This window comes from Spirosoma areae (genome assembly GCF_054781775.1).
This window is the reverse complement of sequence record NZ_BAAGTT010000061.1, coordinates 1-712: the sequence shown is the minus strand read 5'-3', so window position 1 is coordinate 712 and position 712 is coordinate 1. Positions and strand designations below refer to the sequence as shown.

General features: G+C 44.9%; 2 protein-coding genes. Both read left to right on the top strand.

Going from position 1 to position 712, the window contains the following annotated elements:
• On the top strand, positions 1-274 hold a 274-nt coding region (locus tag ACYVI1_RS32645), incomplete at its 5' end, for a hypothetical protein (RefSeq protein ID WP_460916049.1).
• Positions 274-684 (top strand): putative toxin-antitoxin system toxin component, PIN family, encoded by a 411-nt coding sequence (locus ACYVI1_RS32640; RefSeq protein WP_460916047.1) that lies wholly within the window; start codon positions 274-276, stop codon positions 682-684. The genes ACYVI1_RS32645 and ACYVI1_RS32640, both read left to right, overlap by 1 nt.
• Positions 685-712 lie beyond the last annotated feature (28 nt).

Here is a 712-nt window from a genome sequence, read left to right as displayed (position 1 = left end):
TAAACTGATTCGGCGGGCCAACCTCCAAAAATCTTTATTAACTTTACCAGAAGCCATCCTGCAAACCATGACGACGCTACAGATTTCGGTTCCTGAGACCACGGCACAACAATACAGCCGCCTGTCAAACGAGCAGAAGAACGCTCTTTCCGCCCTGATCACTGACAGTCTTACTGAAACGACTGATTTACTCGATGTCATGGATTATATAAGCTTCAAAGCCGCTAAACGTGGCTTGACCCAAGATAAACTCAACGAATTGTTAGCGAATTAATGCCGCCAGCCATCGTCTTTGATACAAATGGGCTGGTGAGTGCAGCCTTATTGGCACAATCTGTAAGCAGACAGGCGTTTGAGAAAGCATACCAACACTGCCGATTACTAACATCAGCAGCTTGTTTAGAGGAACTGACAGATGTATTACACCGGCCCAAGTTTGCCAAATACATCACTCCCTTTGAAGCCAGTTTGTTTATTAACCGCTATACACTGGCAGCGCACATAATTCCTATTACACTACGCATCACCGACTGCCGGGATGCCAAAGACAATAAGTTTTTAGAAGTTGCCATCTGTGGCGAAGCTTCTTACCTGATAAGCGGAGACGCTGATTTACGGGACTTAAACCCGTATAAGGGCATTCCAATTAGGACGCCAAATGAGTTTCTCGAATTAACGTTATAGCGTCAAATTTCATTGTTCAACACCGGTT

Bases quoted from the DNA above. Each gene is read 5' to 3' on its own strand.
- ACYVI1_RS32640 (WP_460916047.1), top strand. From the start codon at position 274: ATGCCGCCAGCCATCGTCTTTGATACAAATGGGCTGGTGAGTGCAGCC.